The sequence below is a fragment of the Acinetobacter sp. IRS14 genome (assembly GCF_034650275.1).
GTDB classification, from domain to species: Bacteria; Pseudomonadota; Gammaproteobacteria; order Pseudomonadales; family Moraxellaceae; genus Acinetobacter; species Acinetobacter oleivorans.
Map to the genome: position 1 here is coordinate 1 of NZ_JAOVFN010000074.1, position 544 is coordinate 544.

The window sequence follows — 544 nt, forward strand, 5'->3', positions numbered from 1 at the left end:
ACTCGCCCGCTTTATCCCAGCCTTAGAGGAACTAAACGGATAGGAAAACCATAAACGAGAATCTTCTTGTTTATAATCAAAATTTGCTATATCAACTTCAAAATCCGCACCATATTCTCTAAACTCTCTATGATAAGCTCTGGTTAGTACCGGAACAAAAAATTCTGACCCGGAAGGAGCAGGCTCATTCAGACTTTTGATTTGGTTTACATTTCCTACTTTTGTATAACTATATGTTTCAATTGGATTATTTGTAGAGTTTGCTTCTGAAATTGCATAGATCTTTTCTTTATTTCCATTCAGATAATTTGTCCAGTCAAACTCTTCATAAAAATAGTCCGCTTTTTGCATCTTACCATCAGCCAATTCAGCTTCGGTAGGAGTTCTATTTAAATAATCGTCAATTGTATTGGACTTGCTCGAATACTTACCCGCTATGACTTTAGTTGGGTAACTGAGGGCAGCATAAGCCGTATCAGGATCTTTTTGATTACGCTCAAGCGTCAGGAAGTTTCCATACTGGTCAACCACCTTAACTAATCCT

1 protein-coding gene is annotated in these 544 nt (G+C 37.3%); it reads right to left on the reverse strand.

What is annotated here, in order from left to right; all coding sequences use genetic code 11:
* The coding region (locus tag ODQ17_RS19140; protein WP_322905650.1) for a hypothetical protein at positions 1-544 on the reverse strand (544 nt) is incomplete at both ends.